The sequence below is a fragment of the Psychromonas sp. B3M02 genome, from assembly GCF_003318165.1.
GTDB lineage: Bacteria > Pseudomonadota > Gammaproteobacteria > Enterobacterales > Psychromonadaceae > Psychromonas.
In genome coordinates this window covers 29,921-46,012 of the sequence record NZ_QOCB01000097.1, presented here as the reverse complement: position 1 = coordinate 46,012, position 16,092 = coordinate 29,921, and the positions used below count along the sequence as shown (strand labels likewise).

14 protein-coding genes are annotated in these 16,092 nt (G+C 37.6%); 10 read left to right on the top strand and 4 right to left on the bottom strand.

The genetic code is table 11. The annotated features are described in order from the left end of the window. Nucleotides 1-156: 156 nt before the first annotated feature. The 4 genes from dinG to DS885_RS10480 are packed head-to-tail and all read left to right on the top strand — an operon-like array spanning nucleotide 157 to nucleotide 3,720. Nucleotides 157-2,214: an ATP-dependent DNA helicase DinG gene (gene dinG, locus DS885_RS10495; RefSeq protein WP_113819385.1), complete on the top strand. Its 2,058-nt coding sequence runs from the start codon at nucleotides 157-159 to the stop codon at nucleotides 2,212-2,214. After that, nucleotides 2,215-3,003, top strand: a complete 789-nt coding sequence (locus DS885_RS10490) for a TSUP family transporter (protein ID WP_113819384.1) — start codon at nucleotides 2,215-2,217, stop codon at nucleotides 3,001-3,003. After that, a complete protein-coding gene (priC, locus tag DS885_RS10485; protein WP_113819383.1) occupies nucleotides 2,982-3,545 on the top strand; it encodes a primosomal replication protein PriC in 564 nt (187 codons plus the stop codon). Before DS885_RS10490 ends, priC begins: the two co-directional genes overlap by 22 nt. Next, the gene (locus DS885_RS10480; protein WP_113819382.1) at nucleotides 3,538-3,720 is read left to right on the top strand and encodes a YbaM family protein; all 183 of its coding nucleotides are present in this window, start codon (nucleotides 3,538-3,540) and stop codon (nucleotides 3,718-3,720) included. Before priC ends, DS885_RS10480 begins: the two co-directional genes overlap by 8 nt. 112 nt (nucleotides 3,721-3,832) lie before the next feature. On the opposite strand, the gene cysS is transcribed toward DS885_RS10480, so the two are convergent. Beyond that, nucleotides 3,833-5,230, bottom strand: coding sequence for a cysteine--tRNA ligase (cysS, locus tag DS885_RS10475; RefSeq protein WP_113819381.1), 1,398 nt, complete (start codon nucleotides 5,228-5,230; stop codon nucleotides 3,833-3,835). Between the two features lie 255 nt (nucleotides 5,231-5,485). Between cysS and DS885_RS10470 the strand changes: the two genes are divergently transcribed. Next, nucleotides 5,486-5,980 (top strand): peptidylprolyl isomerase, encoded by a 495-nt coding sequence (locus DS885_RS10470; RefSeq protein ID WP_113819380.1) that lies wholly within the window; start codon nucleotides 5,486-5,488, stop codon nucleotides 5,978-5,980. Between the two features lie 6 nt (nucleotides 5,981-5,986). Continuing rightward, entirely contained in the window at nucleotides 5,987-6,727 is a 741-nt protein-coding gene (locus DS885_RS10465; protein WP_113819379.1) for a UDP-2,3-diacylglucosamine diphosphatase, read from the top strand. Nucleotides 6,728-6,807: 80 nt separating this feature from the next. Here DS885_RS10465 and DS885_RS10460 read toward each other — a convergent pair whose 3' ends face one another. The 3 genes from DS885_RS10460 to proQ form a co-directional block, all read right to left on the bottom strand. After that, a complete protein-coding gene (locus tag DS885_RS10460; RefSeq protein WP_113819378.1) occupies nucleotides 6,808-8,466 on the bottom strand; it encodes an AMP-binding protein in 1,659 nt (552 codons plus the stop codon). Nucleotides 8,467-8,534: 68 nt separating this feature from the next. Continuing rightward, nucleotides 8,535-10,529, bottom strand: coding sequence for a carboxy terminal-processing peptidase (gene prc, locus DS885_RS10455; RefSeq protein ID WP_113819377.1), 1,995 nt, complete (start codon nucleotides 10,527-10,529; stop codon nucleotides 8,535-8,537). 12 nt (nucleotides 10,530-10,541) lie between these two features. Continuing rightward, nucleotides 10,542-11,171: an RNA chaperone ProQ gene (gene proQ / locus DS885_RS10450; protein WP_113819376.1), complete on the bottom strand. Its 630-nt coding sequence runs from the start codon at nucleotides 11,169-11,171 to the stop codon at nucleotides 10,542-10,544. A 266-nt stretch (nucleotides 11,172-11,437) separates the two neighbouring features. Here proQ and trhP point away from each other — a divergent pair, with 266 nt between their 5' ends. The 4 genes from trhP (at nucleotide 11,438) to DS885_RS10430 (ending at nucleotide 16,091) form a co-directional block, all read left to right on the top strand. Next, a complete protein-coding gene (gene trhP / locus DS885_RS10445) occupies nucleotides 11,438-12,781 on the top strand; it encodes a prephenate-dependent tRNA uridine(34) hydroxylase TrhP (protein WP_113819375.1) in 1,344 nt (447 codons plus the stop codon). Nucleotide 12,782: 1 nt separating this feature from the next. Continuing rightward, complete coding sequence (locus DS885_RS10440; RefSeq protein WP_113819374.1) at nucleotides 12,783-13,031, top strand: YfhL family 4Fe-4S dicluster ferredoxin; 249 nt, start codon at nucleotides 12,783-12,785, stop codon at nucleotides 13,029-13,031. Nucleotides 13,032-13,033: 2 nt separating this feature from the next. Next, nucleotides 13,034-14,362: an MATE family efflux transporter gene (locus tag DS885_RS10435; RefSeq protein WP_113819373.1), complete on the top strand. Its 1,329-nt coding sequence runs from the start codon at nucleotides 13,034-13,036 to the stop codon at nucleotides 14,360-14,362. Between the two features lie 124 nt (nucleotides 14,363-14,486). Further along, the gene (locus DS885_RS10430) at nucleotides 14,487-16,091 is read left to right on the top strand and encodes an ABC transporter substrate-binding protein (protein WP_113819372.1); all 1,605 of its coding nucleotides are present in this window, start codon (nucleotides 14,487-14,489) and stop codon (nucleotides 16,089-16,091) included. Nucleotide 16,092: the final 1 nt, after the last annotated feature.

The window sequence follows — 16,092 nt, the reverse complement described above, 5'->3', positions numbered from 1 at the left end:
TACAACTCCTTCAATATCAAACAATATCGTCATATCATATAGCGATATTGTCGCAGATAGTAAACCTTTATTTTGGTACACTACCAAGTAAAGGTTTTTTGCGTTTAATGCCACCCCACTTTCTGAACCACAACATGAGATACAATAATAATAGCTATGCTTTCAGACTCACTAAAAAAAGAAATTCGTAATAATTACGAACTCATCACCCAAGCTTTGCCGCAATTTAAAGCGCGTAAAGCACAAAACTATTTAGTGGCAGAAATAGCAAAAGTATTAGCAGGCAATTATGATAAATCTCGTCGTATTTTGGTGGCTGAAGCAGGTACAGGCATTGGTAAGTCTCTCGCTTATATTTTAGCGGGGTTACCAGTGGCATTGCGCGCTAATAAAAAACTGATTATCTCAACGGCAACAGTGACACTACAAGAGCAATTAATCACTAAAGATCTGCCCTTCTTTCTCCGTCATAGCGACTATAAATTTACTTTTACGCTTGCCAAAGGTCGGCAGCGTTATTGTTGTGAGCATAAATTACTTAACCAACAGACTGATAATCCAGAACAAACACAATTATTCACTGAAAAACCACAAGTGGGTGATCGCGAGTTATTAGATCGACTTAAAAATGCTTATTTAGATGGTAAATGGGATGGCGATCAAGATAGTTGGCCTAAACCTATTCCACGACGTGTTTGGCAGCAGATTGTCTCCGATAAACATAGTTGTAAAAAAGCCTTGTCGAATCACCGTCAATGCCCTTTTCACCGTGCCCGAGACAATATCAATAAAGCAGATGTGATTGTGGTCAATCATGCTTTGCTATTAGCTGATTTAGAGTTAGGTGGCGGTGTCATATTACCTGAGCCAGATGCCTCCTTTTATGTATTAGATGAAGCACATCACTTGCCAAAAATTGCACGTGACTTCTCTAGCGCCAATGTGAATATAAAAACCAGTCAAGAGTGGCTTAAAAAGATTAAACAAGTTAGTACTCATGTAAATCGTGTGGTACATCGCCAAACGACCATCACACCAGGTATTAACATGCTGGAAAGTGCCAATGAGATGGTCAAAGATTTAAATGATATTGAGCTCTACTTTAGAAATAATCCACCCAATTACAATAAATCCAATCAATACCGCTTTAGCATGGGGGAGGTGCCACAAGGCATTGTTAACTCTCTCATTAGTTTAAAAGAAGAGACTAAAAAATGTTTAAGCGCTGTTAATAAACTATCTAACATCACCTCTGAAGAGTTAAAGGATGACAATATTAAACTCAGTGATGCAGAGCCGTTATTAGTAGAGACAGGCTTTTATATACAGCGCTTAGAGGCACTTTCTGACCTGTGGAAAATGCTATTAAAAGAGCGCAGCTCACACCAAGCACCAATAGCGGCTTGGATAAACAATGAAAATGAAGCTTATACTTTGTGTGCAAATCCTTTAGAAGTCGGTGGTTTATTGGAATATATGTTGTGGTCGCAGGCTGCAGGGGTGATCTTGTGTTCAGCAACACTAACTTCCTTGAATAGTTTTGATTATTTTATGCGCCAAGCAGGTTTAACCCAAAATGATGGCACGCAGTATTTACGTTTAAAATCCCCCTTTGATTATCCGAATATTGAATTACATGTTGCAGCGATGGCAAAAGATCCAACGGAATCAGGTTTTGATAATGAGTTAATTGAGAATATTACTCAGCGTATTGAACAAAAAGAGGGTAACTTAGTGTTGTTTGCCTCCTATTGGCAGATGAATTTAGTGGCCGATAAACTACGTCGCAAATTTCCTAAATCTTTATTGGTACAAGGTGAAACGTCACGAACTAAGATGATTGCAATGCATAAACAGAATTGCGATCAAGGTTTAACCAGTATTTTATTTGGTACAGGTAGTTTAGCTGAAGGTTTAGATCTACCCGGGCATTACCTCACTAACCTTATTATTACTAAACTCCCTTTTGCTGTACCTGACTCTCCAGTAGAAGAAGCTCATGCAGAATGGATAACCTCTAAAGGTGGTAATCCATTTATGCAAATTACTATTCCAGAGGCGAGTAAAAAATTGATTCAATCCTGTGGTCGTTTAATTCGAAAAGAAACTGATACAGGTAAAATTACTTTATTAGATAAACGTGTGATCACTAAGCGTTATGGTAAAAGTCTGATCGATTCCCTTCCTCCCTTTGCTTTAAAGATAGAGAAATAGATGACAGAGTTTGTTTTAGACCCACACAGTTGGATGTTACTCGCCTTTGTTGGATTACTGGCTGGATTTATCGACGCCGTTGTCGGCGGCGGCGGCATGTTAACCGTGCCAACGCTATTGAGTGTTGGTCTGCCCCCTCACCTCACCTTAGGCACTAATAAGCTGTCTGCCAGCTTTGCTTCAGGTACCGCTGCTTTTACCTATTTTCGTAAAAAGCTATTTGATCCCGTCTTTTGGAAGCACTGTTTTTACAGTACCTTAATCGGAGCATTAAGTGGCACCATTGTGGTTAATTACATCTCTACTAGCTTTCTTAATAAGTTTTTACCTGTGGTGATTTTAATCGCCGCAATTTATACTTTGTTAAGCCGCGTCAAAGAGATTGATAACGCAACATTACCTGAGAAAACCACCAAACACAGGTTAACTCAGCGTATTCAAGGTTTTATTTTAGGTTTTTATGACGGAGTTTCTGGGCCAGGAACCGGTGCTTTTTGGGTGATCTCAAATATGCACCTATACCGTTTAAACATTCTGCTTTCTAGCGGCATAGCAAAGGCGATGAACTTTACCAGTAACTTTGTCTCATTACTGACCTTTATCTACTTTGGCCAGGTTAATTGGTTTATCGGCTTAACCATGGGCGCGTGTTTGATGCTTGGCGCCTTTATTGGTGCACATTCAGCTATCTACTTTGGTGCTAAATTTATTCGTCCATTATTTATAATTATTGTCTTAATCATGGCAGTTAACCTAGGATACAATGCATGGTTCAGTCCGTCGATTTAAAACATTTAACCGCGCTTGAGGAACAAGTCAAAGCTTTACATTTACGCTGCCAAGCATGGGATAGTAAAATAACACTGACGGAAAATAAATCGTTTCGCTTTGAAGTACACCTATTCCAACAAAGTAGTTTAACCTTAAGCGGTTATAGTGAACAATTAAATAACACCCTTGCCCATTTACGCTATGTGATCAGTCATAATATGGGTGACACTATCATCAATTATGAGTGTGAGCAGTTTGTTAATCAATTTTCGGCCTTACTTAATATTGTTAATCAATTGGACGCAGGTAAAGCAGAAGGGTTATATAAACGCTATTCAACACAACAGGAAAAAGTGTACCAACAGTTACAACGTCAATACCAGTATGAAAAAAGACTCTTGACCATGATTGATGAAGAAAATACTTTATACGAAGCCGCACCGCTAGCACATAAAGAGATTCATAGAAGTCGTGCTGGTGTGTTAAAAGAACGTTACCAAAAATGTAATGAGTTTACTCAATCCTTAGAATTTAAAATGGATGCCTTAGATAATGACTAAAGAAGTTACCCAAACTACTCCCCCTTTGGCTGACGCCCCTATCGAGATTAAATTAGCAGTGGATCTTATCCAACTGTTGGAAGACACCGATGTTGAATTGGAAACCACCATAGCCGCGTTAGAGATAGTCTTAACAGACTTTAAAAAGAAACGCCCTCAATCGATATCTAAGTAATATCTCTACCTATGAATTCACCATCGTCCGTCTGTTAATAAATAATCGAGCACAAAAAAGGAGAACCTAAGTTCTCCTTTATTAACTAACTGATAGCTACTTTCTTACTTGACTACACTTTACGCCAAGTTGTCCCGTTTGCACCGTCTTCTAACACAACATTTAACGCGGCTAATTTATCACGTGCATCATCAGCACTTGACCAGTCTTTATTTGTTCGTGCTGTATTACGCTGTAAAATAAGTGCTTCAATTTCTGCAGTTTCATCACTTTCACCTGTATTTCCTTGCAAGAATTGCTCAGGTGTTTGTGCTAATAAACCTAATACATTAGCGAAATTAACTAACAAACTTGCTAAAAAAGCAGCCTGTTGTATATCGTTGTTTTTGGTGCGATTTACTTCTTTTGTTAAATCGAATAATACCGCTAGCGCTTCAGGTGTATTAAAGTCATCATCCATCGCTTTAACGAATGCTTGATAGTATTTGCTATCTTTCGTTTGTTGCTCAAATTCATTCAAATCAACTAATTCAATATCACGAATTGCAGTATATAAACGCTCTAAACTTGATCTTGCTTGTTTTAAATTATCTTCAGAATAATTCAATTGACTGCGGTAATGACCTGAAATCAGGAAATAACGTACTGTCTCACTGTCGTATACCTCTAATACATCTTTAATAGTAAAGAAGTTATTTAAGGACTTAGACATTTTCACTTTATCAACTTGTACCATACCTGAATGCATCCAAGTATTAACGTATTGACCATGGTGAGCACAACAAGATTGCGCTATTTCATTCTCATGATGAGGGAAGCTCAGATCTGAGCCGCCTCCATGAATGTCAAAGACTTCACCTAAATGTTTTCGATTCATTGCGGAACATTCAATATGCCATCCTGGACGTCCTTCGCCCCATGGAGATGCCCATGAAGGCTCCCCTTCTTTTGCCATTTTCCACAGAACAAAGTCCAACGGATCATGCTTACTATCTTCTACTTCAACACGAGAGCCTGCTTGCAGCATCTCTAAGTTCTGTCCGCTCAACTGTCCATACTCTGGAAATGAGGACACTGAAAATAAGACATCCCCCGAATCTGCTACATAGGCATGCCCTTTTACAATCAGCTTTTCAACCATTTCAATCACGTCTGGCATGTGGTCCGTAACACGTGGTTCGATATCAGGGCGAATCATATTTAATGCATCAAAATCCGCATGCATTGCATCGGTAAAGCGTGCTGTTAACTGATCACAAGTTTCGCCGTTTTCAGTTGCACGTTTTATAATTTTATCATCAACATCGGTAATATTACGTATAAAGCTTAAATCATAACCACTAAAGCGAAGGTAACGTGCGACAGTGTCAAAGGCAACAAAAGTACGACCATGACCAATATGACAATAATCGTAAATTGTAACACCACATACATACATACCCACTTTGCCAGCAACAAGGGGTTTAAATTCTTCTTTGGTTCGAGTTAGGGTGTTATAGATTTTTAACATTTTCCATCCAATGCGATTACTGTAAAAAAGGTTATTCTAACCTGCCAAAAGGACAAATTCACGCTTTCTCTGAGTTGATTGAAGTAATTAATGAATTTCTGTTGTCAATAAATTAGCTTAAGCACTAAGTCATTAAAATATTAGCTAAAAAACAGCTAATTTAAATAGTGTTTTTAGGTTTCTCAAGTTGCCTGTCTTTTTAATTTAAAGACGTTTAAGGTATGATGAAGCTCTTTTTATAGATAGGATTTAACAATGATTACTTTACACACAAACTTCGGCGATATCACTTTAGAAATGAATGAAGAAAAGGCACCAAATACAGTGGCTAACTTCCTAAATTACGCAAAAAGTGGTTTTTACGATAACACAATCTTTCACCGTGTGATCGACGGATTTATGATCCAAGGTGGTGGTTTTGCACCAAACATGGAAGAAAAAGATAGCCAAAAGCCAATTAAAAATGAAGCAAACAACGGTCTATCAAATGTAAAGTACTCAGTGGCAATGGCTCGTACTATGGAACCGCATTCAGCATCAGCTCAATTCTTCATTAATGTAGGCGATAATAAATTCCTAGACTTTAAATCAGAAACGACTGACGGTTGGGGTTACTGTGTATTTGCTAACGTCGTCGCTGGTGAAGACGTGGTAGACAAAATCAAAGGGGTAGCAACAGGTAATTCTCACTTTGTACACCAAGATGTACCACTTGAAGATGTTGTTATCACTAAAGTTACAGTAGCTTAGATTATTATGCGCACTTTATTCATTGCTGACTTGCATTTAAGCGAAGATCATCGACACATTACAGACGCCCTATTTGGTTTTCTTGATAAAGAAGCAACCAATGCTGAAACCCTCTATATTTTAGGGGATATGTTTGAAGTTTGGATTGGAGACGATGAACATACACCATTAATGGATGAAGTTGCGCAAAAGCTCACTAGCTTTGCTAAAAAGAATAATTGCAAAATTTACTATATTCACGGTAATCGAGATTTTATGCTTGGTAAGCGTTATGCCAAACAAGCATCAATGACACTATTACCAGAGCATACTGAAATTGATTTGTATGGTACCAAAACCTTAATCATGCACGGTGATACTTTATGTCTTTTTGATAAGAATTATCAGCGTCTGCGTAAGGTGATCCATAACCCTTTCTTACAGTTTATTTTTAACTGCTTACCATTGAGTTTACGTAAACGTATTGGTTGGAAAATTCGCACTGCAAGTCAATCAAAAAAGCAATATAAAAATAATAATATGATGGGTGTGACTGAACAGGAAGTAATTCGTTTAATGGAATACCATGGTGTTCAGCAATTAATTCATGGGCATACACATCAAGCCTTTAACCATCAACTTGAAGTCAATGGTCAATCAGGTAATCGCTTTGATGTTGGAGATTGGTATACAAATCTAAGCTTTGTAGAGGCTAACCCCGAGGGCACTGAATTGGTTGTATTACCTATTGATTATTACCATCAATAAATTTCTTCGATTAAAATAAGTTTGTTACAGAAATTATATTGAATAAGCGATGTTAATAGCTCAGTTAATTGAGCTCATCGTCACTCTTTTAATAGACGCCTTAATACTTTACCTACATTATTTTTAGGTAAGTCATCCACTATTTTTATAGTTTTAGGCTGTTTATAACCCGTTAAATAATCACGACAATGCGTCTTTATCTCATCAATGGACAATTGTAGATTATTAATAACAACAAATAAGGTAACCGCTTCATTGCCATCTTTATCTTTTTCGCCAACCACTGCAGCTTCAAAAACCCCCTCTAATTTCAGTACAGCTTCTTCAATCTCATTAGGATAGACATTAAAACCAGACACTAAAATCATGTCCTTTTTACGGTCAACGATACGCAATAGCCCCTCATTATCGAACAATCCAATATCACCCGTTTTAAACCAACCTTGATCAAAAGCAGCGGCAGTTTCGGTAGCATTATTCCAATATTCACTCATGACTTGCGGGCCTTTGACTTGCACTTCACCTACGCAGTTCTGTTGTTCAACTATATGATTAAATTCATTCACCAGGCGCACATCAGTACTAGGCATTGGTAGGCCTACTGCCCCCGTATGTTTAGATAAATTATAAGGGTTTACACTAACGATAGCAGTTGTTTCAGTTAGTCCATAACCTTCGATAATGGTATTACCTGTGATATTTTTCCAATCTTCAGCTATTTTATGCTGTGTTGGCATTCCTCCAGCAATTGTAAATTTAAGATGGGAAAAGTCTACATTCACGATTTTAGAGTGGTGGAGTAATGCATTGAATAAAGTGTTTACACCAGTAATTGAAGTAAACTGATACTTACATAAGGTATCAATAAAAGCATCGATATCTCTTGGGTTCTCAATTAAGAGGTTGGAATCTCCTCTCTTTAGAAAAAAGAAACAATTAACATTTAAGGCAAATGCATGATACATAGGCAATGCTGTTACTAATAACTCTGTTCCTTGAGATAAGCAAGCGCCAAATGTCTCTTCAACTTGAGCAAGACTACTTGCCATATTACGATGGCTCATAGCAACACCTTTGGGCCTCCCCGTTGTTCCACCTGTATATAAAATAAAAGCGGTATCATTAATGCTAATCATAGGACGAGTATATTGGCCTTTCTCACCTATTTTTAATGCAGCATGATAATCACAGGTGTTACTTAGTGTAAACTTAGGCACCATACGTTTAATATAAGCCACCGTAAAGTTAACGACTTTTCGTTTCAATGATGGCAATCCATCACCAATTTTAGTCAGTACAACGTGTTCAATATTCGTTTCTTGAATAATACTTTGTAGGGTATGAGCAAAGTTCTCAGCAATAAAAATAGCCTTTGCACCGGAGTCATTTAACTGATGCTTTAATTCAAAAGGAGTGGATAAAGGATTGACAGTAACAACGATTAACCCCGCCCTTAATATACCGAGTAAAGTAATCGGATATTGTAATAAGTTAGGCATCATCACAGCGACACGGTCACCTTTTTTTAAGCTAGTTACATGCTGTAAGTAGCTAGCTATATGACGAGATTTTTCCTCTAATTCAGAAAAAGTTAATTCATGCCCCATATTGATAAACGCTGTATGCTCTAGATAGCGTTCAAAGGTGTCTTCGACCATATCAACCAGGTTGATTAATGTGCTTTCATTAATTTCAGCACTGACGCCGGGGGGATATTTATTAAGCCAAGGCTTATACATGAGTCATTCCTACAGACATAAAAAAGCCGACTAAACAGTCGGCTTTTAAAATTATTTTTAAACCGACATTACAGGTTGGCATAATCCAAAGTGATATGCCCTGCTTCAATCAAAAATGCGTCCAAAGGTTCAAAATCATCGGGTACATCATCTAATGATTTAACCGTTTTAAGACCTGCACGTTTTAGGCGCTCATTAGTGCGAATAAGGTTTTTAGCTTTATTCTTTTCACGTTCAGCAACACGCTCTTTTTCCATTAAAGAAACACTCTTATCATCTTTTTCAAGTTGATACTCTTTAATATCTTCAGCTAAATAAGTGAACTCTACTTCTTTTTTAATACGTTGTTGATGTTCTTGTTCTAATGTATCTATCGCTTTTTGTAGATCACCTACTTTACTGTATTTAGCCGATTTAATATTGTCCCAAGGTAAAGCATTTTTCGCTAAACTTTCACCTGTATCTTTAGGATCGATAGCTGTTGGGAATGCAATATCAGGCACTACACCTTTGTTTTGTGTGCTGCCACCGTTGATTCGGTAGAATTTCGCGATAGTGTATTGCACTGAACCAACTGCATCTTGGTCAGTATCATAGTAGCGAGCGATACGACGATGTTGCTGGACCGTCCCTTTCCCGTAGCTTTGCTCACCAATAATAATTGCGCGACCGTAATCTTGTAACGCCGCAGCAAAGATCTCAGAAGCAGAGGCACTATTACGATTAATTAAAATAGTAAGTGGTCCGTCGTAGGACACATCTTCATCATCATCAAATTGTACGGAAATCTCTTGACGGCTATCCCTCACTTGTACAACAGGCCCGGTTTTAATAAATAGACCTGTTAATAAAGTTGCTTCACTTAACGCACCACCACCGTTATTACGAAGGTCAATCACGATGCCTTTAACATCTTTCTTCGCTAACGATGATAATTCACGTTCAACATCTTTACTTAAGTTGATGTAAAAACTTGGAATAGTGATCACACCGATATTTTTACCGTCAATCACTTCAACAGAAGATTTTGCTTCTCTGTCTTCAAGGTGAATCTCTTCACGAACAATCTTGATAACTTTATTTACGTCACCTGTTTTGCCCGATAAAATTTGTAGTTGAACCGTGGTGCCTTTTGGTCCTTTGATCAACTCGACTATGTCATCTAAACGCCAGCCAACAACATCTACGATTTTCTCACCTTCTTGGCCAACACCAATAATTTTATCGTCTTTTGCTAATAGTTTAGATTTTTCAGCCGGACCGCCTGGTACAAGGCTACGCACGATAGTGTAATCATCTTCAAGCTGAAGCACTGCGCCAATCCCTTCTAATGACAGGTTCATTTCCATTTTGAAACGTTCTGCATTACGTGGTGATAAGTAACTTGTGTGTGGCTCAATAGTGTAAGCATATGCATTCATGAAAGTTTGGAATACATCTTCGCTTTCAGTTTGCGTTAGGTATTTTAATGAGTAGTTATAACGTTTAGTTAATAACGTTTTAATTTCAGGCCACTCTTTACCAGATAGTTTTAATGTTAATGCATCAGACTTAACACGAGCTTGCCATAACGCATCTAATTCATTTTTATCTTTTGGCCAATCTGCATCAGTACGATCATATTGATAAGATTGCTCTGTATCAAAAGTGATCTCTTTATCCAATAAAGAAAGTGCGTAGGTAAAACGTTCGAATCGACGAGTTAGGTTTAACTGGTAAATTGCGTAGATAGAATCTAACTGACCAAACTTCAAATTATCATCGAAGCTGTATTGGTAAGCTTTCATCTCATCGATATCACTTTGCATAAAGATTTGTTTATTAAAATCTAATTGCTCAATGTAACGGTCAAAGACTTTTTTTGATAATTCATCATTAAGAGGAATATATTTGTAATGAGAGCGACTGAATAAGTCACTCACTCTTTTCGCCACTTTTGCATGTTGAGATTCTTGATGAAGCTGTGGAATCTCGTCTAGTGTTGTACTATCAGAGGCGGCAAAGGTGATCCCAACAAAACATAACTGGGATAAAATTAATACATGACGAAAGAGTTTTTTCATTAAAAAGACCTTTTATACGATTAAATGCTTAGCTTTCACTTTCACAACCATTCCTGAATCTAGTTGCACTTGAACTTCTTCTTTTAAGATTTCTACTACTGTAGCAGAGACGGGAGACTTACCTAGCAAGACTTTGACTGGCTGAGACACTTTTAGTTCATTGTGATTAGCTTCTTTGTATTGGCTTAAATCAATCTCAGGTTTTTTAGCGGCTTTTTTTGGTGCTTCTTTTTTACGGTTTGGAATAGCCACTTTTTTAGCTGCACGATTTGGCGTTTTAGCCGCATCGTTTTTCTTTTTATTTGCGAATGCTTTTTCTTTACTTTCTTTTAGTGACTGTTGAGCATGGTCAGCATGTTCTTGTGATACTTCATCACCTTCAACACCGTCTAAATCAACACGCTTAGCACCTGCTTTAACGCAGTGTAGGTAGCGCCAGCTCATTGTGTATTGACGTAATGCACCACGTAATTGTGTTTTGCTTACACGAGGTTCATCTTCTAAACGAGCCGCTAATTCTTGAAACACACCAATTTTTAATGGTTTTGCAGACTCAGATGCAGCAATAAAGCAAGCTGGAAACTGTTCTGTTAAGAAGGCAATGATTTGTTTGTTATTTGTAAACTTTTCTGTGTTTTCCATGTAAAACCTAATATTTAAAAACGATGTTGAAAGATAGCCAGAGTAAATCTCTGATTATCATTAAGAAAATTATTCAGTAGTATAATGATGCGTTTATTAAATGTGAAACGAATTATCGCTCTAGCCGCTTATTCCAGCTAATTTAATGATATTTATTATGAATAGTTAATGTTTATCCACTTCTTCTACCCCTTTTTTGTAAAAACAAGTAGAATCTCCACATTATTTATAAGTTATTTTGTTTGATTTTTAACCTAGAGGGACCGATGAAACCTGAACTATTATCGCCAGCAGGCTCTTTAAAAAACATGCGTTACGCTTTTGCATATGGTGCAGATGCAGTTTACGCCGGTCAACCCCGTTACTCTTTACGTGTTCGTAATAATGAATTTAATCTTGAAAAATTACAAATTGGTATTAACGAAGCACATGCTCAAGGTAAAAAATTATACGTTGTATGTAATATACAACCACATAACTCTAAATTAAAAACCTTTATTCGCGATATGAAACCTGTGGTTGATTTAAAACCAGATGCATTGATCATGTCTGATCCAGGTTTAATCATGATGGTACGTGAAGTATTCCCTGATATGCCAATCCATTTAAGTGTGCAGGCTAACGCAGTAAATTGGGCGACGGTTAAATTCTGGTATAAACAAGGGATTGAACGTGTGATCCTATCTCGTGAGCTTTCACTGGATGAAATTGAAGATATCCGTTTTCACTGTCCAGAAATAGAAATAGAAGTATTTGTACATGGCGCGTTATGTATGGCCTATTCAGGCCGCTGCCTATTATCAGGCTACATCAATAAACGAGATCCGAACCAAGGAACTTGTACTAACTCTTGTCGCTGGAAATACGATGCCCATGAAGCAACACAAAATGAAACCGGCGATGTAGTCGCGATTCAACCTGTTGAACCCACTTTAGGAGAAGGTCAACCTACGGATCAAATGTTCCTTCTACAGGATCAAGGCCGCCCCGGTGAATATATGCCTGCTTATGAAGATGAGCATGGTACTTACATTATGAACTCTAAAGATTTGCGTGCAATTCAACATGTTGAGCGCTTATTAAAGATGGGCGTACACTCTTTGAAAATTGAAGGCCGTACCAAAAGTTTTTATTACTGCGCACGTACCGCACAAATTTATCGTAAAGCCATGGATGATGCGATTGCTGGTAAACCTTTTGACCCTTTATTAATGTCATCCTTAGAAAATTTAGCACACCGTGGATACACTGAAGGTTTTTTAAGCCGACACACACATGATAAATATCAAAATTACGATTTTGGTTATTCTATGAGTGAGACTCAACAATTTGTTGGTGAGATAATCGGTCGTGATAATAATGGTTTGGCTGAAGTGAACGTTAAAAACAAATTCTTAGTGGGTGATAAGTTAGAATTAATGACACCGCAGGGTAATATCAACTTTAAGCTTGAAGCATTGCAAAACCGTAAAGGCGAACTAGTAGATGTTGCACCAGGCTCTGGTCACACGTTATTTATGCCGATTCCTAAAGAGATAGATTTAAACCATGGTTTATTAATGCGTAACTTAACTCAGGGTAATGATACCCGTCAGCCGCACAGTAAATAATATGGCATTATTAATCGAAGAAACGTGTATCAACTGCGATATGTGTGATCCCGAATGTCCTAACGAAGCGATCACATTTGGCGCAGAGATATACGAAATCAATCCCGATTTGTGTACCGAATGCGTGGGCTTTTACGAAAAAGCAACCTGTGTTGCAGTTTGCCCAATAAATTGCATTATTACTGACCCACAGCATATTGAGACACAAGAGCAATTACTTGATAAATTTGCAAATTTACATGTTAGTTAAGCATGCCCTTAACCGCTAAATTTACACAAGGTGATGTCTCCCATCACATTATAAAAATGGCACTGACCAACGTAGTTGGGTTAAGTGTCTTTTTTATTGTGGATTTAATCGATATCTACTTCATCAGTTTATTAAAACAGCCGCATTTACTTTCGGCCATTGCTTACGCAGCTGCTATTTTATTTTTTACCACCTCTTTTACCATTGCCATGATGATTGCTAACTCTGCAGTTGTTGCGCGGCAAATTGGCCAAAAACAATATCAATCCGCTCAACATAGCGCAATGGCCAGTTATTTGATCACTATTATTATCAGTCTGCTGTTAAGTCTCTTAGTGTTTTGTAACGCTAAAATGTTACTACAAATGATCGGTGCCGAAGGCCTAGTTTTAGAGGCCGCTTATGACTACCTTACTATTACTATTATCACCTTCCCTATCGTTGCATTGGGTATGCAAGCTATTGCCACTTTACGCGCTTTAGGTAAGGCAAAAGTCGCTATGCTCTGTACCCTTTCAGCTGGTGTAGTGAATCTATTATTAGATCCACTTTTTATATTTTATTTTGATTTAGATATTAAAGGCGCAGCATTTGCGTCGTTACTTGCACGCGCTACTATGGTTGGGTTAGCTATCTATTATCTGTTCACTAAAGCAAACTTTATTCCTCAAATAGATATCCAGCGAATTAAACATGCCATGCCTGATATCACTAAGGTCGCGATTCCTGTCTGTATTACCCAGTTAGCCACACCACTTACCCATCTCTATGTGACTTATGAGATTGCAAAATTAGGCACAGATATTGTTGCAGCATGGGCAGTGATCAGTCGTTTAATCCCTGTGATATTCATGATCCTGTTTGCTATGCCAGGTGCGATTGGACCTATCATCAGTCAAAATATGGGAGCACAACAATTTGCTCGCGTTAAATCAACCCTAAACCACGCCTTAAACTTTATTATTCGTTATGTTTTAGTAGTGGCTTTACTACTTTCCTTTGCTCAAGAGTGGGTAGTGATGTTGTTTAATGCTAAAGGGGAAACAGCTAGTTTATTGCGTTTTTTCTGCCAATATATCTGCATTAGTTTTATTTTTGTGGCGATGAACCTGGTTGCCATGTCCTTTTTGAATAATGTTGGGCACCCAAAACTAGCCACCTTACTTAATATTGGAAAAATGACACTAGGCACTATCCCTTTTGTAAGTATCGGTGCTTATTATTACGGCGCACATGGCATACTTGTTGGGCAAGCACTAGGCAGCGTTAGCTTTGCTTTGATAGCAGTTATATTGTGCTATCAAATTCAACGTAAGTTAGATTATAATTAGCTGATATCAGTGAGATTGATTTTAGTAAATAATTGAATTAACTTATTAAATATTAAGTTACCCTGATATTGTTTATCCTATACCGATGAGCACTATAATTATCATAATGGAATAAAATAATGCTATGCGTTTAATTTGCTTATTGTCTTTGATTGCTACCCTAAGTGGTTGTTACCAAAACAAAACATTAACACAAAATACGCTTATCTATTGTACTGATAGTCAACCGACATCATTCAATCCGCAAATAAGTGACGACATAGCCAGTTTAGATGCCACTACACATCAATTGTTTAGTCGTTTGGTAAAAATAGATCCTAATACCAATGAGTTTATTCCCGATTTAGCCACCAGCTGGCAACAAAGTGAAGATAAATTGCGCTATCGTTTTACTTTGCGTGAGAATGTGAGCTTTCATCAAACCGATTATTTTACCCCTAGCCGTTATTTTAATGCTGACGATGTACTGTTTAGCTTTAATCGTATGTTTGATCATCAGCACCCTTACCATATTATCAACAACAAAACGGTGAATTATTTCTATAACCACCCTTTCACTGAATTATTATCTTCTATTAACAAAATTGATGATCACACCGTTGAGTTTGTTTTATCAAAACCAGATGTGACATTACTTGCTAATCTAGCTGCGCACTATGCCGTCATACATTCGGCGGAATATGCAGAGCAACTAATGACACAAGGTCAACCAGAACAGATCGACTTTAAACCTATCGGCACAGGGCCATTCTCTTTTAAAAGTTATGATAGTAATGGCACCATTCGTTATCAAAAAAACCAGCAGTATTGGCACTCATTGGGTAATATAGACGACCTTATCTTCTTCACTAATCCCAGTGCAACTAAACGTTATGCAAAGCTCTTATCAGGTGAATGTGATGCCATCTCTTACCCTGCTGCGAGTCAATTAGAGACCATTAGCCAAAATAAAAATATTAGCTTAAATAGCAAATCAACAGCTAATATTTCCTTACTTGCATTTAATACTAAAGCTGAAAAAGTCGCAGCGCCTCAAATCCGACGCGCATTAGCTAAAGCAATCGATACAGAAACTATTTTACAAGCCGTCTATTTTCAGAGCGCAACACAAACCGACACGCTATTAAGTAAGCAGTCATGGGCATTAAAACCACGCTTTAATGAGACACTATTTAATCCAGAACAAGCTAAAAAAGAGTTAATCACTGCACAATATGATTTTTCTCAAACGCTACAGATAGTATTGCCCGATGGCGCTAATGTATTTAACCCAAACTTCCATAAAACAGCGGAATTAATTCAAGCTAATTTATTAGCCATTGGTGTGCAAAGTAAGATTGTCAGCGTGAACGATAATGGTTTACAGGAGCATCTCAACAGGGGTGATTATGATATGTACCTAACTGGGATTAATGTCCATATAAAAGACCCTGACAGTATTTTTAGACCACTATTGAGCTGTCACTCAACCCCAGAAACAGGTAATACTAGTTACTGGTGTGATGCAAAAACACAAGCGTTACTGGATAAATCATTAACTGAGAGTAACTTTGCTCAACGCATTAGAAATTATTACCAAATACAAGACCAAATCCAAGAGCAAAGACCTTATCTGCCCATCGCACATGTTTTAAGATTAGATGCAATTGCTAAAACAATTTTAAACGTAGAAGTTAATCCATTAACCGGTATTAACTTTCAAAATGCCATTAAACAAGATCTGAATTAAT